The organism is Streptomyces sp. BBFR2 (assembly GCF_044497305.1).
Lineage (GTDB): Bacteria > Actinomycetota > Actinomycetes > Streptomycetales > Streptomycetaceae > Streptomyces.
In genome coordinates this window covers 989,441-1,011,595 of record NZ_CP172415.1, presented here as the reverse complement: position 1 = coordinate 1,011,595, position 22,155 = coordinate 989,441, and the positions used below count along the sequence as shown (strand labels likewise).

Sequence of the window (22,155 nt, the reverse complement as noted above, 5' to 3'; positions counted from 1 at the left end):
GAAGCGGGCACTGTGCCAGCGCCCGCCACCGGTGTCGCCCGCGGAGCTGAACGACGTGGAGGTGCCGGCGTCGAGCGTCACCGGGAACTGGAAGGTGAGCGGGGAGCTGTCCGGACCGGTGGTCCCGCCGAGGGTGAAGGAGAAGCCGCCGCCGGTGGTGGCGGAGGCGCCCTGCAGCTCCAGCCAGCGCAGGTTGAGGACGGTCGGCAGGGCGCTCGCGTCGCCGATCCGCTCGACGCCGGTCACCTGCCCCGAGAGCTCGCCCTGCAGCGTCTTACCGTCGCTGAGCGGCACCGGCGGCAGGGTCATCCCGCCGTCCAGGATGCGGGGGAGGTCGTTGAGGATGCTCAGCTCGCCGAGCCGGTTGTGCAGGTACTCGTGGAGCGGGCTGCCGGGCCGGGCGTCGGTCGGGTAGGCGTCGATGAGCTGATCGCGCAGACGCTCGAGGCCGCCGATGTGCTGCCCGACGGAGAAGAACCGCAGCATCTCCTGAGTGAAACGGCGGCGCAGCGCGTCGGGCGCGCCGACGGGCAGGGTGGCGTGCCACGGCGTGACGGTGCCCTGCGTGGCCGGCTCCACCAGCTCGACGGGGAAGGCGACGAGGAGCTCGCCCTCCGCCGCGGGCACCTGCTCCAGCACCGGCACCCCAGGACCCGACGTGCTGACCTCCAGCCGGACCCCGTCGAAGGTGAAGTGCGCCAGCTCGCCGCTGTAGCCCAGCGACGGGTTGGTGTACGCGTTGGTGCTCCGGCTCTGGTCGTACGAGCGGGACGACGACAGGCCGACGCTCACCTTGGGGGTGAAGGGGACGTTGCCCGGCGCCAGCGGCACCTTGACGGCGGCGCTCAGGCCGATGGAGGAACCGGCGCTCTCCGAACTGCCCGTCGAGCGGTTGGTGGTCGCCTCCTGCGGGCCGATCAGCTTCTCGCCGTACGGCGCGTAGGGCGAGGGCGTGTGGGTGGCGCGGTTGCGCTGGATACCGGTCAGCCGGACGCGGACGGTGTGTTCGGCGCGGGGGGAACCGCCGGACACGGTGAGCTTCAGTCCGCCGTCGACGAGACGGCGGGAGAGGTTGTTCGCACCCAACCGGTCCAAATGCGCGCCGAGTTGGGCGCGGACCGAGGACGTCAGACGGCCGTGCAGCTCCGGGCCGATCACGTCCGCGGCCGGCAGCAGCGAGGCGACCAGGTCACCGAGGACGCCGGAGACCGCGCCGCCGGGCAGGACGGTGCCGTCGAACCGGATGTCGCCGAAGGCGACGACGGAGCCGAACAGACCGAGCGGGAACTGCGCCGGCTGCCCGGCGGCCCGCTCCACGCCGAACCCGACCGGCGGCACAAGGGCCTCCGGGAAGGTCACGTGCAGCTCTTCGTAGGGCAGGACCTCCTCGACCACCGGGAAGGTGATCTCGAACATCTTCCTGACCGGGAGGGAGTCGGGGACGGGCACGGAGAACTCGAAGCTGTCCTCGAAGATGCCGCTCTCGTCGTCCTCCTCCGCCTCGTTCGCCGCGGGCAGGAGGTCGCGGGCGTCCTGGAGGACGCCGTTCGATGAGATGGCCGCGGGGCTGAGGGTGCGGAGCGCGGAGAGGTCGGTCAGCAGCTCGGGGAAGAGGTCCGCGCCCTCGGCGAGCGGTTCGGGCAGTGGCACCAGCAGCCGGCCGCGGCCGTCGACGTCGATGGAGTCGATGGTGACCGAACCGACGGCGGGCAGCATGGCGGGAGTGTCGGACCACAGCGAGCTGCCGGCTTCGGACCACAGCACCCGGCCGTCGACGTTGACGGCACGCAGCGGGGTACGTGCGGTGCTGAAGCGCAGCAGCGAGGCGGCGCCGGGGCCGGCTTCCCGCAGTTGCGTGGTGATGGCCGAGACGGCGGCCGAGGGCACACTGCCGCGCCGCATGGCGGCCTGCTCGTACCGCTCCGTGTGCCACTGGCCGAGGAGGTCCGACGGCTGCACCGGGCGGGTCGTCGAGGTGCTCGACTCCTGGCCCGGTGCGGCCGGCGACTGTGCCTGCGGTGTGCCGATGTCGATGAGGCGGGCCGCCCGGTGCCGGGTACCGGCTTGCCGCAGGCCCGGCACGGTGAAGGACTGCCGCTTGACGCCCTGGGCCGTGGTGACGAGCAGCAGCCGGCTCGCCTCGTCAGCCGTGGTGCCGGGGAAGACCTGCCGGACGAGGTCGTCGAGCACCTCGGGCGTCAGGCGCTCCGGAGTGTGCCCGGACTCCTGCGCGGCCAGTTCGACCAGCTTGCGCAGGGCGATGAGCCGGGAGACGGAACGGCCGGGGCCGAACCGTTCCGCAGGGTGGAGCGAGTCGTACAGCTCCGTCAGCTCGGCGTCGCGCAGCGGCGCCAGGGCGCTGCGCGTCATCCGGTCGCCCAGCCAGGCGTAGTGCGGCTGCCGGGGCGCGGTGGCCGTGAGGTTCTCGGCCACCGGGGCAGCTCCGTCGTGCTCCGCGGGGAGCACGGACGCGTCGGACGGCACGGTGTTCTCGTCGGTGTCCTGCGGCAGCGCCTGCTCGGACAGCGGTGCCGGCCGAGGCGCGTCGATGACGGCGGGCGGCACGAGGGCCCCGGCCGCCGCGTTCCGCGGGGTGAACGTCCGCCACTCGCCGCGGTTGCCTTCGGCGTCGTGGTAGAGGAGGAAGCTGAATTCCTTGACGTGCGGGGTGGCGGCCACCTTCGTGGTCGGCGCCACGACGTTCATCCCGGTGGTGTCCGCGATCTGCTGCGCGACGGAGTTGCCCGCCTCGTCGGTGGCGGCCGCCTCGCAAGCGGCCAGCAGAATCCACGCCTTGTTCCCGGCGCGCTCCTTCAGCGCGATGACGCTGCCGCGCCGCCGCAGCTGCGGGCCGAACTCCGCGCCCGACATCCGGACGGGGTGGCCGTTCACCGGAACGGTCAGCCAGCCCTTCTCACCGTGCAGCAGCGCCAGGTACAGCTCGTCGCCCGCCTGCCACGGCACGGTGTCGAGGTCGCTCCCGGACACCGTGTGCCGGGTGATCCGCTTCCCGGTGCCGTCCTCGGCGTGGACCTGCCGCTCCGGATCGAAGTGCGCGAAGTGCCGCTTGTTCAGGTCGAGATCGGTGTGGCTGAGCAGCCGCTCCCGGGTGTCCTCGGGGGTGTGGAAGGACCGGCCGACGGGCCGCAGGGAGCCGGGGGCGACGATGAGGAGATTGTCGATGTCGGACGCCTTGACCTGGACGCCGTCCGACGTCGTCAGCTCCAGCTCCGACTCCGCGGCGCTCTCCTCAGCGCCCTTGTCGAGTTCCAGCTCCGGCAGCTCCGCCTCGCCACGGAACCACTCCCGGGCATCCGGGTGCAGCCGCTCCCGCAGCGTGCCTGCCGCCTGCGGGGCGTGGTACGCCGCGTACGCCTCCGCGAACCACGCGCCGGGCGCGGCGAACTGGTAGGGCGAGACCGCGTGCGCGCGGGCGGCCGCGAGGTAACTGATCCACGCGCCGGTCTCCGGGTGCGTCTGGAAGACGCGCCCGTCGTGCTCCAGCAGGTCCGCACCGCCACCGTCCCGCGTCCACGGCTGCGCCATGGCGTCCCGCAGCAGCGTGACCATGGCCGTCAGCCGCGCGAACCGCTCGGCGTCGCCGTCGGCCAGCTCCCCGGGGATCCGCGCGATCCGCCGCGCGTCCGGGCCCTTGGTCTGGGACACCGGCGTGATCCGGGACGTCACCTCCGCGACGAGGTCGTCGAAGGTCCGGGCACCGGGGGCGACCGGGGCGAAGGTGGCGGCGGTGAGGCCCGCGAGGGCGAGGAAGGCCGTGGCGACCTCGGTGATCCCCTCACCGGTGTACGTCCGCCAGCCGCCGAACTCCGGCTTGTGGGAGTGCTCCTGGGACCACCCGGTCCGGGCGTCGACGGAGCGGCCCACCTCGTGCCGCAGCACCCACTCGACGAGGTTGCCGCGCGGCGACCCGGCGGGAGCGAGCAGACCGGTGCCGGTCAGCTCCTGGTGGTCACCGGCCGTGAGGAGGTCCCGCACCCAGCGCAGCGCGGTGTCGTCCTTGCCGGACCCGACGCCCAGCCACGACGGCATGGTGAACGGGTGGCCGAGACGGAGGGTCCGGTCGTCGGACCGGTAGCCGCTGCCCATCGTGCCGGTCGCGTTGCCGGTGACCGCCGTGAGCTGCGGGTTCTCCTCGACATCGCGGCGCGGCAGGGAGCCGAGGACCTGCTCGATCCGGTCCAGCATCGTGTGCCCGAAGTGGTAGCCGTCCTTCGTTCCGGCACCGATGAGAGTGCCGAACCGGCGGGTCAGTTCCGCCTCCCGCGCACCCGCACCGGCGTTCCGCAGCCAGCCACCGATCGTGCGGGGCGGGGCGATCGCGTGCTGGGGGTGGGGGGAAGGGAGGTCCCAGGGCCAGGTGACACCGGACGCTGAGGGGCTCGGGGTGAGGTCGAAGAAGTTGGGGTCGAGGCCGAGGGCGTTCATCACGTCGGCATTGGGGGTGGAGTTGGAGGGCTCGGTGCCGGTCAGGGGGTTGAGGGGCGCCGAGAGGATCGGGTCGATGAAGTCGAGGTCGAGGTCGAGGCCGTTCATGTCGGCATCGAGGTTGGCGCCGGAGGACCCGGTGCCGGCCGGGGGGAGCGAGGATTGCTGGTTCAGGGGAGCTGAGGGGCTCGGGGTGAGGTCGAAGAAGTTGGGGTCGAGGCCGAGGGCGTTCATCACGTCGGCATTGGGGGTGGAGTTGGAGGACCTGGTGCCGGTCGGGGGGTTCAGTGGCGCCGAGAGGATCGGGTCGATGAAGTCGAGGTCGAGGTCGAGGCCGTTCATGTCGGCATCGAAGGCGTGGGGGGCCAGGGCGAGCGGGGGCTGCTGGTTCTGAGGGGGTGCCGACTGGTCCGGTTCGAAGTCGACATAGTCCTCCATGTCGAAATCGGAGGTGGACTCGGTGTCGGAGGACTCGGTGTCGGAGTCGTCGGTGTCGGTGACCTCGGCACCGGGGGCGGGCTGGAAATGGGGGACCGCGACGGGAGCGGGCTGGACGTGGGAGACCTCGGCGTCGGCCATGGACTCGGTGTCCGAGAATTCGTCTTCGGTGACGTCGCCGGAGAGGGCGCTCAACCCGTCACTTCGGACGAGGGGGTGCTCGGGCGGGAGCATCTCGCGGAGCTTTCGTGCCAGAGGGCTCATCCGGGGCAGCAGCTTGTCCCCCGTCAGGTCGATGTAGATCCTCTCGGCCCACTCCGCTGACGGCGCGTTGTTACCGGTGCGCTGCACGCCCTGCCGGGCCTCGTGCAGGCGGGTGCGCTCGATGTGCTGGGCCGTGTGGCCTTCGAGCTCGCCCACACCGTCCTGTCGGTGGAACTCGTCCGCCTGCCGCAGCGTGGACTGCGTCGTGTAGCCCTGCAGGATGGACCCGTAGTGGTAGGCGTGTGCCTCGGTTTCCACCACGATGGTGCGGCGGGCGGCCGGGCGCGCCTCGTTGCTGCCGTCGTCGGGCCAGATCCACCGGTGCTTGTGCTCGTCGATGTGCTCGCCGATCGCAGCGCACACATTGATGAGCGGTCCGCTGAACCGCTCCAGCGGGGTCTGCGGGTTCTGTGTGTCGATCCCGATCGCCCTCAGCCACGCGTCGACGGTCAGCGGTCCGAGTTCCAGGGCGGGGTCCAGCACCCTCAGCGTCTCCGTGCCGTTCGCCTCCTGGACGGGGACCGCCGCGGCGATGTGGTATCCCCACTCCACAGGCCGGGCTTCGAGCCGTACGGCGGCGCCCTCGGCGTGCACGGACTGGACCCCCAGCTTCGGGTCGGAGCGGGCGGCGATGACCTTGCGGACGCGGGTGTTCCACTGCTGGAGCCGCATCGTGATCATGTGGGCGCGGATGTGGCACCCGTCCTCCACGTGCCGGTGCGGCACGGGGAGCAGTCCTTGCCCCTGATCCGGATGCTGGTACTGCAGCGTCGCCAACTGCTCGTACCACTGCCGCGCCTGCTCCTCGGAGACGGGCGCCGTGCGGGTGACGTCGCCGAGCGCCGTGGCGATCTCCTGCCGGAGCTGAACGTGCTGAGTGTCGGTGTCCGCGGCGGCGTCCACGGCGGCGTTGAGGTCGCCCCGTAGAGCCCTCTGGATCAGCGTCTCGTAGGCGTCCTCGACGGACCAGATCTTCCGCAGGTTCCGGTCCAGGCCCCGGATCATGGCCAGGGCCTGGAAGAAGAGGCGGTCGGTCAGGAGGAGGTCGAGCAGCAGCGCGAACGCCTCGACCTGCGGCAGGCGCGGGAGCCTCACCCCCTCGGCGACATGGCGCAGATCGATGTCCCACAGACCGTCGGGTACCGCCGGTCCGTACAGGTGCTGAAGGATCACCAGGGCGTCCGCCCGGTGGAGGGCACCTTGCTGCACGATGAAGCTGAGGCCGGCGGGGATCGTGGAGCCGGTCTGACGGTGGAACTCGCGGTCGAAGGCGTCGCGGACGAAGCTGTCGGAGGGGCGGGGCCGGCCGGTCACCAGCGAGAGCAGAGCGTGCGCGTCGATGGGTACGGCGAGCAGATGATTTTTGAAGGCGGAGATGAACTGGTCGTCAGTGAGGGGGGCAGGGGGCTCCGGAGGGAAGGCCGGTGTTTGTTCGGTGGAGAGGGACGCCATGTGGGTGTCGGCGCTGACTGCCTCGATGACCTGCCACCGGAGGCCCACGGCCTCGGGATGGCGCACGCCGGCCATGTCGAGGTCGTCCTGCAGGCCGCGTCCGGTCAGCTTCTCGTAGGCGTTCTCGGCGGCCCGGATCTTGGCCTGGTCCCCGCCCAGCCCCCAGAGCATGTCCAGGGCCTGGGGGATGTCCTGGACGAGGGGATTGTTCATGAGGAAATCGAGCCGCAGGGCGAACGCGGCGACCCGCGGCTGCGGCTGTGGCTGCTCCTCGAGCTCGATTCCCTCGACGACATGGTCCGGATCGATGTCCCACAGACCACCCGACACCGCCGGCCCGTAGAAGCGCTCGAGGGCTTTGAGGGCGTGTGCCGGGGTGAGGTTGTCGTTCTTCACCGCGGTGGCGAGCGCAGCGGAGATCGTGGAACCGCTGGTCTCGCCGTGGAACGCGCGGTCGAGGGCGTCGAGGGCGAGGCTGTCGGCGGGGCGGCCATAGCCGTCCATCAGCCCATTCAGCTGCCGTTCAGTGGTTTTTCCTGTTCGCAGGAGGCGGGCGAAGCTGCTGACGAACTCCTCGGTGGCGACGCCAGCCGTGTGGGTGCCGGCGCTGAGCACCTCGGTGATCTGCGGCCGGAGGTGCACGGCCTCGGGGTGGCGCCCGCCGGCCGTGGCGAGGGCGTTCTGCAGGTCGCGCTTGGTCAGCTTCTGGTAGGCGTCCTTGACGGCCTGGATCTTGGCCTGGTCCCCGCGCAGCCCCCGGAGCATGTTCAGGGCCGGGAGGAGACGCTGGTTGGCGATGAGGAGATGGAGGCACAGGGCGAACGCGGCGACCTGCGGCTGCTCCGGGATTCCCGCGGTGACATGGTCCGGATCGATGTCCCACCGACCGCCCGACGCCGCCGGTCCGTAGAGGTGCTCAAGGATCTTCACGGCATCCGCGAAGGGAAGCTTGAGGCTCTGCACAACGGCGGCGAGAGCAGCAGGGATCGTGGAGCCGCTGGTCTTGCCGTGGAACGCGCGGTCGAGGGCGTCGCGGGCAAAACTATCGGCGGGACGGGGGTGGCCGGCCACCAGCGAGAGCAGCGCCTCTGCCTCTATGTACCGCGCGTTCAAGTAACCGGCGAAGCTGTCGACGAACGCCTCGGTGGCGACGTCAACCACGTGGGTGCCGTCGCTGAGCGTCTCGGTGATCTGCTGCTGAAGATGCACAGCCTCGGAGGGGCGCACACCGGCCATGTGGTCCGGTGCCGCTGGTCCGTAGAGGTCTGCGAGAACGCTGAGAGCGTTTTCCGGGGTGAGCTTGCGGCTCTGCACAACGGCGGCGAGAGCAGCGGAGACCGTGGAACCGGTCCGGGCATGGAACGCCATGTCCAGGGCATCGCGATCGAGGCTGTCAGCGGGGCGGGGGTAGCCGACCGCCAGCGAGAGCAGAGCCTGCGCGTCGACGTCCTCTGCGTCCAGCAGACGGGTGAAGCTGCTGATGAACTCCTCGTCTGCGAGGGAGGCGGACGCCATGTGGGTATCAGCGCCGACCACGTCGAGGGCGGCCATGTCGACGTCGGCTGTGTCGAGGGCGTCCTGCAGGTCGTGTCCGGTCAGCGTCTTGTAGGCGTCCTTGACGGCCTTGATCTTGTCCTGGTCCCCGTCCAGGCCCTGGAGCATGTCCTGGGCCTGGGGGGTGCGCCTGAGGTAGCGGAGGCGTAGGGCGAACGCGGCGACCTGAGTCTGCGGCTGCTCCAGGAGCGGGATTCCCTCGACGACATGGTGCAGGTCGATGTCCCACCGGCCGCCCGGTTCTGCCGGTCCGTAGAGGCTGTCGAGAACGGCGAGGGCGCCTGCCGGGGCGGCAGTGGCGAGGGCGGTGGGGATCGTGGAGCCGAACTTGTTGTAGAACGCGAGGTCGAGGGCGTCGCGGTCGAGGCTGTCAGCGGAGCGGGCATAGCGCTTCGCCAGAGCGCTCAGGTTCCGTCCTTGGCTGCGCGCCGGCCCGTCCAGGAGCTTTTTGAGGTCGCTGATGAAACTCTGCTCGGCTGTGTCGAGGGCGTCCTGCAGGTCGCGTCCGGTCAGCGTCTTGTAGGCGTCCTCGACGGCCTTGATCTTGGCCTGGTCCCCGTCCAGGCCCTGGAGCATGTCCTGGGCCTGGGGGGTGCGCCTGAGGTAGCGGAGGCGTAGGGCGAACGCGGCGACTTGAGTCTGCGGCTGATTCTCGTGTGGGATTCCCTCGACGGCATGGTTCAGGTCGATGTCCCACCGGCCGTCCGGTTCTGCCGGTCCGTAGAGGCTGTTGAGAACGGCGAGGGCGCCTGCCGGGGCGGCAGTGGCGAGGGCGGTGGGGATCGTGGAGCCGAACTTGTTGTAGAACGCGAGGTCGAGGGCGTCGCGGTCGAGGCTGTCAGCGGAGCGGGCATAGCGCTTCGCCAGAGCGCTCAGGTACTTTCCTTGGCCGCGCGCCGGCCCGTCCAGGCGCTTTTTGAGGTCGCTGATGAAACTCTGCTCGGCTGTGTCGCGGGCGGCCATGTCGACGTCGGCTGTGTCGACGTCGGCTGTGTCGAGGTCGTCCTGCAGGTCGCGTCCGGTCAGCGTCTTGTAGGCGTCCTCGACGGCCTTGATCTTGGCCTGGTCCCCGTCCAGGCCCTGGAGCATGTCCTGGGCCTGGGGGGTGCGCCTGAGGTAGCGGAGGCGTAGGGCGAACGCGGCGACTTGAGTCTGCGGCTGATTCTCGTGTGGGATTCCCTCGACGGCATGGTTCAGGTCGATGTCCCACCGGCCGTCCGGTTCTGCCGGTCCGTAGAGGCTGTTGAGAACGGCGAGGATGCCTGCCGGGGCGGCAGTGGCGAGGGCGGTGGGGATCGTGGAGCCGAACTTGTTGTAGAACGCGAGGTCGAGGGCGTCGCGGTCGAGGCTGTCAGCGGAGCGGGCATAGCGCTTCGCCAGAACGCTCAGGTTCTGTCCTCGGTTGAGCGCCGGCCCGTCCAGGAGCTTTTTGAGGTCGCTGATGAACTGCTGCTCGACGGTGAGGGGGACGCCGTCCGTGTTGAGGTCGTCCTGCAGGTCGCGTCCGGTCAGCGTCTTGTAGGCGTCCTCGACGGCCTTGATCTTGTCCTGGTCCCCGTCCAGGCCCTGGAGCATGCCCTGGGCCACTGCCCTGTCCTCGAGGGTGGTGCCCTTGCGCTTGAGGAGGTGGAGGTGGAGGCGTAGGGCGAACGCGGCAACCTGCGGCTGCTCCAGGAGCGGGATTCCCTCGACGGCATGGTTCAGGTCGATGTCCCACCGGCCGCCCGGTTCTGCCGGTCCGTAGAGGCTGTTGAGAACGGCGAGGGCGCCTGCCGGGGCGGCAGTGGCGAGGGCGGTGGGGATCGTGGAGCCGAACTTGTTGTAGAACGCGAGGTCGAGGGCGTCGCGGTCGAGGCTGCCAGCGGAGCGGGCATAGCGCTTCGCCAGATTGCTCAGGTTCACTCCTTGGCCGCGCGACGGCCTGTCCAGGAACTTTTTGAGGTCGCTGATGAACTGCTGCTCGACGGTGAGGGGGACGCCGTCCGTGTTGAGGTCGTCCTGCAGGTCGCGTCCGGTCAGCGTCTTGTAGGCGTCCTCGACGGCCTTGATCTTGTCCTGGTCCCCGTCCAGGCCCTGGAGCATGCCCTGGGCCACTGCCCTGTCCTCGAGGGTGGTGCCCTTGCGCTTGAGGAGGTGGAGGTGGAGGCGTAGGGCGAACGCGGCAACCTGCGGCTGCTCCAGGAGCGGGATTCCCTCGACGGCATGGTTCAGGTCGATGTCCCACCGGCCGCCCGGTTCTGCCGGTCCGTAGAGGCTGTTGAGAACGGCGAGGGCGCCTGCCGGGGCGGCAGTGGCGAGGGCGGTGGGGATCGTGGAGCCGAACTTGTTGTAGAACGCGAGGTCGAGGGCGTCGCGGTCGAGGCTGCCAGCGGAGCGGGCATAGCGCTTCGCCAGATTGCTCAGGTTCTGTACTCGGTTGAGCGCCGGCCCGTCCAGGAGCTTTTTGAGGTCGCTGATGAAACTCTGCTCGGCTGTGTCGCGGGCGGCCATGTCGACGTCGGCTGTGTCGAGGGCGTCCTGCAGGTCGCGTCCGGTCAGCGTCTTGTAGGCGTCCTCGACGGCCTTGATCTTGGCCTGGTCCCCGTCCAGGCCCTGGAGCATGTCCTGGGCCTGGGGGGTGCGCCTGAGGTAGCGGAGGCGTAGGGCGAACGCGGAGACCTGAGTCTGCGGCTGATTCTCGTGTGGGATTCCCTCGACGGCATGGTTCAGGTCGATGTCCCACCGGCCGTCCGGTTCTGCCGGTCCGTAGAGGCTGTTGAGAACGGCGAGGGCGCCTGCCGGGGCGGCAGTGGCGAGGGCGGTGGGGATCGTGGAGCCGAACTTGTTGTAGAACGCGAGGTCGAGGGCGTCGCGGTCGAGGCTGTCAGCGGAGCGGGCATAGCGCTTCGCCAGATTGCTCAGGTTCTGTCCTTGGCCGTGCGCCGGCCCGTCCAGGCGCTTTTTGAGGTCGCTGATGAAACTCTGCTCGGCTGTGTCGCGGGCGGCCATGTCGAGGTCGTCCTGCAGGTCGCGTCCGGTCAGCTTCTCGTAGGCGTTCTCGGCGGCCTGGATCTTGGCCTGGTCCCCGCCCAGCCCCCAGAGCATGTCCAGGGCCTGGGGGTTGTCCTGGACGAGGGGATTGTTCATGAGGAAATCGAGCCGCAGGGCGAACGCGGAGACCTGAGTCTGCGGCTGATTCTCGTGTGGGATTCCCTCGACGGCATGGTTCAGGTCGATGTCCCACCGGCCGTCCGGTTCTGCCGGTCCGTAGAGGCTGTTGAGAACGGCGAGGGCGCCTGCCGGGGCGGCAGTGGCGAGGGCGGTGGGGATCGTGGAGCCGAACTTGTTGTAGAACGCGAGGTCGAGGGCGTCGCGGTCGAGGCTGTCAGCGGAGCGGGCATAGCGCTTCGCCAGATTGCTCAGGTTCTGTCCTTGGCCGAGCGCCGGCCCGTCCAGGAGCTTTTTGAGGTCGCTGATGAAACTCTGCTCGGCTGTGTCGCGGGCGGCCATGTCGACGTCGGCTGTGTCGAGGTGGTCCTGCAGGTCGCGTCCGGTCAGCGTCTTGTAGGCGTCCTCGACGGCCTTGATCTTGGCCTGGTCCCCGTCCAGGCCCTGGAGCATGTCCTGGGCCTGGGGGGTGCGCCTGAGGTAGCGGAGGCGTAGGGCGAACGCGGCGACCTGAGGCTGTCCCGAGGGCAGGGTTCCCCAGATGACCTGGTTCAGGTCGATGTCCCACCGCCCGCCCGGTTCCGCCGGTCCGTAGAGGTGGCCGAGAACGATGAGGGCGTCTGCCGGGGTGAGGCCGTTCTCCACGGCGGTGGCGAGGGCGGCGGGGATCGTGGAGCCGGTCTCGTAGTAGAACTCGCGGTCGAGGGGGCCGCGGGCGAGGCTGTCAGTGGGGCGGGGATAGCGCTCCATCAGATTGCGCAGGCTCTGTGCTCGGTTGCTCCCGTTGTTCCGCGGCCGGTTCAGGAGTGTGTTGAGGGAGTTGATGAAGGAGTCCGTGGTGGGCCGTTTGGTGGTCCGCGGTTCCTTGGCCTGTGGTGTTATGCCGCTGACCGTCAGCATTTCCTTCGCGGGCGTGAGCTGGGCGAACGCCGCCCGCTCCGCCTGGTCCCGGCGCATCCAGGCGTCCCGCAGGACGGCCCTGGCCGCCTCGAGCCGGGCCTGTGCTTCGGTGAGGGCCTTGTCGAGGCCGTTCAGGGTGTCCTGGTCGACGGGGCGCGCACCACTGCGGGCCGCCGCGTCGGACTTGGTGACCGCGTCGTATTCCCGAAGCCGCGCCTCCAGGTCCAACTGTGCCTGCGCGTACGCCTCGTCCGTGCCGAGCTCGGCGTCGAGATGGTCCGCCGCGTTCTCCAGCGCGCCTTCCACCACGGCGGGCGGCACCTGGGCGGTCTTCGGGAGAGCCGACCACTGCGCCACCGGCGTTTCGAGCAGCCACACGCCCACAGCGGCCGAGGCGTCCACCAGCTCCGTGGCCGGGGCGTCCGTCTGCGCCGGGGACAGTCCGGCGCGCCGCATCGCGGTGTCCAGCCGCTTCTGGGCCGCCGTCGACCTCTTCTCGGCCGTGGCCTTCACCTGGTGGGTTCGCTGCGCCTCCTGCTCGGCCTCCGACAGCGCTGCCGCGGTCTTCTGCTCGGCCGTCCACGCCTGCGTCAGGTGTGCCTTCGCCTTCGCCAGCTCCGTGGCGGTCGGCTTCGGCTGCCGCCTACCGGCGGCCCCGTCCGCCGTCCGCGCGTTCTCCACGGCGACCAGCAGCGTCACGTAGGCGCCGAATGCGCGTCGCAGCAGGATCCGCGCCTGATCGTGTGCCCGGTCGGCCGCCCCGAGGGCGCTCTGCGCCGCGTCGTGCGCCGTGGCCGCCTGCCGCAGCTCCGCCGCGGCTTCCTCGGCCGTCTTCCGGAGCGCCGGCAGCACGGTGAGCGCCTCGGCGGTCAGCGCCGCCCGCCACTCCGCCCGCGCCGTGGTGAAGCGCCGCTTCGCCTGCGCCAACTCCTCGGGGGAAACGGAGTTTTCGTGCTCCGTCCGGGCCTGCCGCACCGCGGCCACGGCCGCCGCCAGCTCCTCCTGGGCGGCCTGGGACCGGGTCAGCGGCCGTGCCAGGCCGGACACCGGTGCCACCGCGTGCGGGAGAGCCGTCTCCTGCGCCATGTCGGACGCGGTGTCCAACTCCTCGGCGCTCAGGTCCTTGCCGAACGCCGAGGAGTCCATCGTGAAACCGTCCACGACGGGGACGTCGGCCTGCACGCTCTCCGTCTGAACGGCGTCGTCGCGCTGCCAGGACGACGCGAGGTCGTGCGGCGCCCACACCTGGCGGTAGGCGGTCATCAGGGCATCGGTGAACCGCTCCTTGAGGAGGGCAGGGGTGTCCCCGTCGAGCGGGTGACGGTCGGCGAGGGTGTCGAACGCCGCGTCGGCGGCGCGCACCGCGGCAGGCACCTCCGCCTCGAAGCGGAGGTGGTCCGGAAGGCTCTCCTCCAGCTGCGCGAACCGCAGCCGCCAGTCCACGAGACCGCCGGTCAGCTCCGTGAGACCGGAGTGGGCCCCGGCGAAGGACGCGTCGAAGTCGGCCGCCGCGCGCTCGCGGAAGCCGTCCGCGGCACGTACGGCCGCCTCGTCCGACAGAGCGCGCCCGGGGTTCTGGGCCTGCCACTCCGTGAGCGCCTGCGCGAACGCCGTCCGGGCCCCGGCGAGCGCCGACACCTTGGCGGCGACCGCCACGAGCCGCGGCTGCACCGCCTTTGCGCCGGTCAGCTCGGTATACGTCTTCTCCCAGTTGGCGAGGGCGTCCGCGCCGCCGGTGACGGCCTTCTCGAACGCCGCGTCGACGGCGGTGGCGGTGGCGTGCTGCACCGTCGCCACGGCGGCGGCGAGCGCCCGCTGCGGCGTCAGCGCGGGGAAGTGACGGAGGAACGCCTGCGCGGCCTCCGACTCCTCGCCCAGCGCCGTAGCGGTGTCCGTGACGTCCGTGAGCACCCGCGCCAGGACGGCCTCCCGGGCCGCCTGCCGCGCCAGTTGCTGAGGCAGCCCCGCCGTCGTCTCCTCGTACACCTGCTGCCAGCGCGCCAGCGCCTCGGGGTCCTCGCCGCGTGCCGCCGCGACGGTCTCCGGCCGCAGGTTCCGGGAGAACGCCGAGTCCAGCTCGGAAAGGTGGCGCTCACGCAGGGCGTCGAGCCCGGCTTGCGACAGAGCGGTGCCCTGCGCCCCGAACGAGGCGAGCAGCTCCTGCTGCTCCTCGGTCGGGTTCTCGGTGAACGACAGAACGGCCGCGTCGAACTCCCGCCCTGCGCGGGCGAGTTCCGACACCCGCAGGGCCCGCAGGTCCAGCGCGTCGGGGAGGTCGGCGAGGAGGTCGCGCAACTGCCGGACGCCGGCCCGTACGTTGATGGACAGACGGGTGCCCTGAGCGTCCGCGGGCGAGGCGAACGTCGCCCGGATGTGGGCGTCGAGCCGCTTCTCGAACAGCTCCCACTCCGCCGCCGCGACCCGCGCGGTCAGCTCCTGGTCGAGGGTGTGCGCGGCGGGCACGGTACCGGGGGCGCGCAGCGCCTGGCTCCAGGCCCGCACGGCGCGGTCGAAGGCGGCACGGCCTCGCGTACGGGCGGCCGTGCGCGCGGTGTCCAGGGCGATCCGGTCCTGGGCGGACTGCCGCAGTTCCTCGGCGCTCGCGCCGTCCTCACGGAGACGGGACGCCTCGTCGGCCAGCTCCTCCGCCTGCTGCGGCGTCAGCGGGTGGCCGCCGTCCTGCGCCCACTCCTCGACGCTCTCGCGCAGCTGCTGCCGGTGTGCGGCTTCCGCGCTCTCCTGGGCGAGCAGCTTCTCGTACGCGGTACGGAGCTTGTGCTCGGCCTCGTGCATGACGGCCGTCCGCCAGTCACCGGACTCGACGTGCGCGGGCACCGGCACGGACGCGGCGGGCGCCCCGTCGAGGAGTTCCGGGTGCTCGCGGAGTTCGGCGCCGCGCCGCAGCACCGCCACCCGCTCCGCGTACTTCTTCTGGACGTCGGCCAGCGTCCCCGGATCACGCTCCAGGGCCTCGATCGCCTGCGTGCGGTAGAGATCCTGCTCGGCCCGGAACCAGCGGTCGGTCTCCGCGCTCCACTCGGAGTGCGGCGCGAAGTCGTAGGAGTTGCTGTACGCGGTGAAGCGGGCGACGAAGTGGGCCATGGGGGCGGCGACGGTGGTCAGCCGCTGTGCGGCGGCGCGGACCGTGCGGTCCCACTCCTGCACCGTCCGCGGCGCCTGACCGTCCACGGGCTGCGCGGTGCGCGCCTCGATGTACTCGTTCTCCAGCCGCGCGAGCTGGGTGTCGTACCAGGTCCAGACCTTCTCGTCCCAGTGCGGCTGGTGACGGTTGAGGTCGTTCTCCACCATCAGGCCGTCGACCAGGCCGGTGCGGGCTGTGAGGGGGCCCTGCCGGAGTGCCGCGCGGAACTCCTGCCGCAGCTCGGCCCGCTCCGTCCACTCGGCGCGGGCCTGCCGGTAGGCGGGGCCGACCTTGCGCGCGGCGGCGTCGGCGGCGGCGGACTCGGACAGTCCGTCCTCGACGCCGCGGGCGAAGTGGCCGCTGAACTCCTCACGGAGGCGATCGGCCTGCCGGGTGGCGTCGAACCCGCGGTGCGGGCCGTCGGTGCCGAGGTGGGAGTCGAGGTAGTTCCAGGACTGCTTGCGCAGTTCCTCCGCCCGGTCCGGCGCCGGCTGCCGGGTGTGCTCCGGGACGAACGTCTGCTGCTGGGCGTGCCCGGAGCCCTGCGCCCCGGCCGTGCGGGGCTGCGCCGCCTCGTGGGCGTTCGCCGGTACCTGCTGCTCGCGGATGCGGCCGGGGCCCTGCGCGGACCTCTCCTGGCCGGCCTGCTCCTGGACGTCCTGCTCGCGGGTGGGCTTGTCGGTGTGCCGCTCCTGCGGCTCGACCTCGGTGACCTGCTGCTGTGCTCCGGCACCGTCCTGCGTACGGGCGTCGTCCCGGGAGACGGGCTCCGGGGTCTCGCGCTCCCCGGTCAGGTCCCGGCCGGGGCCGTGCGGGGCGTCCTCGCCGGTGGTGAGGTCCGCGGAGTCGCGGGTGCCGGCGGGCGCGTTCTCCTTCGGCTGCTGCCCCTTCGGGTCCGGCGCCGGGCGCGGCTGCTCCCGCTGTGCCCGCGCCCGATCGAGGCCCTTCTGGAAGTCGTCGACGCCGTTCTTCTCGACGTCCAGCCACTTCTGGAGGTCGCTCGCGCCGGGGTTGCGGAAGTGATCGTCCAGGGCGACCCAGTCGCGCCGGAAGGAGGAGGCCACACCGTCGCCGCCGGACCACTTGCCGTTCGCCGGGACGTGGTGGATCAGACCGTCGCCGAACTTCGCCTCGAAGACCTCGCCGGCCTCCCGGGTGGCGGACTGCCGGTTCTCGTCCAGCTTCGCCTCGGCGTCGAAACGGTCCAGGGCTGTCCGGGAATCCTTGCGCCACTGCTGGAAGCGCGGGTCCCGCTCGCCGCCCGTCAGCGGGTCGCGGCCGGTGCGCATGCCACCCAGGTGGGTGTCGGCGATCTTCTCCAGCTCCGCGGCGAGCTTGTCGTGGACCCGCTCGACGGTCACCGGGTCGAGGAGCAGTTCCTTGCGGTCGGCCTGCGAGCGCAGGTCCCGTAGCTGGGCGTCGAGCTCCTCGTGGTAGCGCAGCCGGCCGGCGAGCCCGCGCTCACCCGTCAGCGTCGCCATGGTCTTGCGGGCGTGGGTCGCCGCGAGTTCGGCACTGTGCGGGTCGGTCTTGGCGCCGGCGTGGAGGGTGTCGAACGCGTCGTCCACCGCGGCCTTGAGGTCCTTCTCCAGGCTCGTCACGGCCGCGTCGGTGGCCGCGAAGTCGGAGTCGTGCCGCAGACCCGCTTCTCGCAGTTCGTTCTTCAGATCGGGCAGCAGCTTCTCGATCCGCAGGTGCTCCCCGAGCCTTCGGGAGGCGCCGTGCAGCGCGAGGTCGGACGCCTTACCGGCGTCCATGCCCGTCGCGCGCAGCTCCCGCATGTCGCGGTAGGAGTTCAGCAGCTCCTCGCGGGTGGTGCGCCGCCACTCGTCGCGGGTGACGTCGCGGCCGGCGAGGTCGGTGTCGCCGCCGATGTCGTACCGCTTCATCAGGTCGTCGACCTGCTGCTCCGCCCGCCGGGCGAAGTCGAGCCGCTCACGGGCGGAGCCGACCGCGTCGCCGTCCGGCCCGGCCTTCCGGGCCGAGGTCAGGTCCTGGGCGTAGCGGTGCTTGACCGAGCGGACGAGGTCGTCGGGGAGCGGGTCCCGGCGGAATTCCGGGGTCGCCAGTACCTCGTCGACGGCCTTGTCGGCGGCCGGGTACCGGTCGTCGGCGTAGCGCTGGTCGAAGCGGACGGGCAGTTCGTCGATGACCTTCTGGTGGTACCGGGACCAGGAGCTGTGCAGCGCGTCGCGGTCGGCGTTCTTCACCAGGCCCGGCTCGGGCAGCTCGGTGAGCTTGTCGAACTCGCGCCGGAGGTCGGCGGCGACGTCGTCCACCACCGCCTTGATGTCGTCGGCGCTCGGCCGGTACGCCCGGTCGCGGCCGATCAGGTCGCGCAGGTGGTGGGCTCCCGAGTTCTCCGCGCCCGCGGCGGCGCGCCGGGCGTTCGCGGCGGCCGAGCCCGCGTCCCTGGCCGCGTCCGCGGCCTGCGTGGCGGCCTTCTCCGCCGCCGCGGCGGCCTCGCGCGCCTCCGCGGCGGCGTCCCGCGCGGCGGTCAGCGCCTCCGCCGACGGCGCGGCGTTCTTGCCGCTCTGCTGCAGCCGCTCCGTGGCCTTCTGCGCCATCTCCTTGGCGCTCTTGGCACGCGCGGCCGCGTCCCGCGCCGCGGTCGCGGCGTCCTCGGCGCCGCGGGTCGCGGTCTGCGTCTCCTTGACCTTGGCGACATCGCCGTGCAGCGTCTCGCCGAACTCGTCCGCGGCGGGGAGGGTGTCCCTGCGGGACGCGGCGGCCCGCTCCTCGGCGGTGAGGGACTTCGGGGGCAGCGCGTCGCCCCGGCCGCCCTTCCCGGCGAGCCGTTCCAGAGCCTCGGCGGCGTTCTTCGCCTCGGCGGCCGCGGTCCGCGCCGCCGTGGCCGCGTCCCCGGCGGTCTTGGCGGCCTGGTCCGCGGTCTGGGCCGCGCCGGCGAACCGCTCGTGCGGCGGCTGCCACTCCCGGGCCGCGTGCTCCACGTCGTCGGCGAGCTGCGACAGCTGCCGCTCCTGCGTCCCGGCCAGGTCGACGAGGGTCTCGTAGTGGTCCAGGAGATGGTTCTTGGCCTGCTGGTGCTCCGCGGCGCGGGCGGCGTCGTAGGGGACGTCGGGGGCCCGCTCGGGGGCGTGCCAGTGGATACCGTCCATCCGGCTGTCCGACCAGATCTTGCCGTGCCCGGACATCCAGTCGTGGTGGAACTCCGACCACATACGGTCCGCGACGGGCGCGTGCAGCCCCGGGCGTCCGGCGGTCAGCTCGTCCCACGCGGCCTTCGCGCCGGCGGTCGCCTCCGGCAGCCGCTCGGCGCCCGCCCGCAGGTCAGGTGCCGCCTTGTCGATGTCGGCGAAGGACTTGTCGAGCTTCGTCAGCGCGTCGTCGACGTGGGTGGGGGAGTAGTCGGTGCCCAGATCCTTACGGATGTCGGTGAGAGCGTGGTGGCGCAGGTCGTTCTGCCAGGCGCGCACCTGCTCGCCGTGCGGGCCGAGGTCGCCGCCGGGGCGCTGGTGGCTGTTCCACCGCTCCTGGATGCCGCTCTCGAAGCGGAACCGCTCGTCCAGGCTGCGGTTGAGCTTCACCAGCCCGTCCTGGGTGAACTTCTCGATGTCCCGGGCGCCGGCGTCGACCGGCTTGTTCCGCAGGTCGTCCAGGAACGTCTCGGCGTCGCGCTTCAGCGAGGCGTGGACGCTGTCGGACAGCTCCACCCTGCTGCCGGTGCCGCGGAGCCCGTCCGTCAGGTCCTTGTCCAGACGGGAGGGCAGGTCGTCGAGGAAGCGGCGGAAGTCCTGGCCCGCCTGGAGTTCGGCGTCCAGCCGCCGGATCAGCTCCTGCTCCCGCTGGGGCCACTTCTTCACCGCGAGGTCGTGGGCGAGCTGCTGTTCCGACCGGGAGAGCTGGGCGAACGGCCGCAGACGCTGCTTGGCGGCGAGCAGCTTGGCGGCCTCCTTGTCCACCAGGTCGTCGAACGCCTGCTGGGCGCCGTGCGCGTAGCGGTCGTGCAGCGCGGCACGCTCCTGCGCGCTCAGCCCGGAGCCGAATTCCTGCCAGACGTCCAGGCTCTTGTCGAGCCTGCCGCTGAACTCGATGTCCCGGCCCACCCGTTCGGGCAGCCCCTTGCGCAGGTGGTCGGCCATCTGGTCGAACCGCCGGCCCTTCTCGCTGACCTGCCAGTGCGGCTTCGACTTCAGCTCGCCGTAGGTGGCGTCCACGGCGTGGCCGAGGCTCTTCTCGTACTCCGCGGCGGACCGCTCGATGACGCCTGCCTCGTGACCCGCGGCGCGCCACTGCTTGGTGGCCTCGGAGACCTTCGTCTCGATCCGGGCGTCCAGCTTCACCTGGAGCTTGTGGAGCTGGGCCCGGCCGCGGATGGTGTCGCCGAGCTTGTCCAGCTCCTTCTGCCACTGCTGCTCGGCCTTGGCGAGGGCCTCAGGACGGACGTCGCGCCCTTCCCGGAACGGTCCGAAGAGGTCGTCGAACTTCGTGCGGGCGTCGCCCACCAGGTCGTCGAAGACCTTCTGCCGCTCGACGTCGTCCAGCGACCGGAGCGCCTTGGACTTCCCGGTGGTCTCCGTGAACGTGTCCTGGAGCTTGCGGCCGCCCTCGGCGAAGTGCGCGTCCGAGGTGAGCTTCTGGACCCGCTCGGCGGTGTCCAGCTTCTCGGCGGTGTTCTTCTTCAGGTTGTCGCTCTCGGCGGCCCACGCCTTTGCCTTGGCGGCTTCCGCCTCCTTCAGCGCGGCGGCACCGGTGTGACCGGACCCGCTCGCGGTTCCTGCGGTGTGGCCGTTGCCCGTGTGGGGCGGACCGGCGCCCTCGATGGGGGCGGGGTGGAGGGCGTCGTCCGCGGAGCGCGTGACGGAGGTGTGCTCGCCGGATTGGGTGCTGTCGGCCGCGGCGTCGTGGGCCTGGTTCTTGTCGCTGGAGGACACCGAGGTGTTCTCCGGGTGCTCCGCCGACGCCTTGGTCGGTGTGTTCCCGCCCTCGGCGCGGGCGTTGTTCCTGGTGGTGGCGTTGGGCTCGCTTTTGGTCGGCAGTTCCTTCGACGGGTTGCCGGTGGTGCGGTCACCGGCCGGCTTCTCCCCGCCCGGCGTCTTCTGCTCGTTGTGCGGCGTCGACGGGGTCTTGTCCCCCGGGGCCTTCGCCTCGTTGGGCTGCGGCTTTCCGGGCTCCGCGCCGAGCTTGGCGTCCTTCGTCCCGGATGTGCTGCTGTCCTGCGGCTTGACGTTGCCGTTGGGCTCGTGGGCCTTGGCGTTGCCGCCGAGGTCCGCGGTCTTCGTGCCCGGGTTGCCGCCGGCATCCTGCGGCTTGGCGCCCGCGTTGCCGTTCAGCTCCTGTGGCTTGGCGTTCGCTGAGAGGTCGCCGGTGCGGGTGTCGCGGGCCGACGGGTGCGGTGCGTCGCCCGCCGACGGGTGCGGTGCGCCGCCGGGGTTGCCGGACGGTGTGGGTTCCAGGTTCAGCTTCGTGCTGTTCCGCGGGCCTTCGTGCCCCACGTTCTGGCCGGTCCTGCTCCCCGGCGCGCCGACGTTGTTCCCCGCGCCGTGCTCGGACACCTTCGTCACGGGAGGCGCCTCGACGTCCTCGTCCCTGTTCCGCGACGAGGTGGGCGTCTCCTCCTTCGGCGGCGTCTTCCCCGGCCCGGTCTGGTGCTCGGGGTGCGCCCCCGTACCGCCGGGCCGCTCGTGGGTGAGGGGCGCTCCCGCCGGGGACGTGGTGCCCTTGCCCGTCGGGACGTGCGCGCCGCCGCCCTCCACCGGGTTCGCGTGCGGCGCGGCGGCGCCGTCGAGGTCGGGCCGCGCCTGGAGCGGCGGAGCGCCCTGCTGCCGGCCACCGGTCGGCGGCGCGAGCTCGTTGTGGGGCGCGACGTTCCCGCCGGCCTCGCGCGTCGGGTTCACCGGCGCGTGCGGGTCGGGGTTCAGCGGGCCCTTGGCCAGGGGCACCTCCCCGCCGGGGCGGAACGGGTCCGTCTTCGGGGGGTTGATGTTGCGGTTCGGCAGGCCGCCCGGTCCGTCCGGCAGCTTGTTGACGAGGTTGCGGTCGAAGTTGCCGATACCCGACGGCGGGGCGAACGAGCCCTTCGGCGCGTCGAACCCGGAGGCCCCCCTGCCGCCCCCGAGCGGCGGCGTCTCCATCTTCGGGTCGAACTTCGGCGGCGCCAGATTCGGAGCGTGCGCCATATCGCCCACTCCCCGCCGCAGTGCGCCGAGGCCCTTCGCCAGGGGGCCGAGGAGAGCGCCCCCGCCCGCGAGACCGATGTTCAGGGCCTCGTGCTTCCACCACTCCTTGCTGCCGAAGTCCGGCATGTCGGTGTGGGTGACGGCGGAGGCGAAGGCCTCGGCGGCCATGTCGGCGCCGATCTGCACCACGATGTTCAAGATGACGTCGAGCGCGACGGCGCCGGCGTAGGTGGCGGCGAGCGCGATGCCCTCCATGACGACGCCCATGGCCTCCAGTACGGAGGTGAGCGCGGCCAGGATCGTGCTCAGCGGCAGCAGCACTGCCAGTGCCACGACGGCGAGGACCGAGAGCAGGGTGATCAAGAGCATCTTGATCGCCTGCATCTTCGCCGCGTGCAACTCCTTGGCCTGCACGTTCTTGATGAAGTCGCCGTACGCGTTGATCGCGTTGCCGACGTCCCAGGCGTGCTGGGCGGCGGGCTTGAACTTGGCCTCCCGCAGTGCGCCCCAGGCCCAGGTGACGGCTATCTCGTGGGCGTCGCCGGTCCACTGCACGCCTTGGACCGAGGAGTCCATGGCGAGCATCTTCTCCCACATCATGTCGCCGAAATCGATCCATGCGTTGCCGAGGACGTAGATCTCGTCGGCAATGGTCGGGTCGGGCTCATACAT

General features: G+C 71.5%; 1 protein-coding gene (running past one end of the window). It reads right to left on the bottom strand.

Going from position 1 to position 22,155, the window contains the following annotated elements; translation table 11 throughout:
* A protein-coding gene (locus tag ACGH2B_RS03565) for a protein-glutamine glutaminase family protein (RefSeq protein ID WP_399083919.1) crosses the window boundary here: on the bottom strand, positions 1-22,155 show its start. Its footprint begins 34,803 nt before the window's first position; the window shows 22,155 of its 56,958 coding nt (coding positions 1-22,155); it begins with the start codon at positions 22,153-22,155; the stop codon falls past the left edge of the window.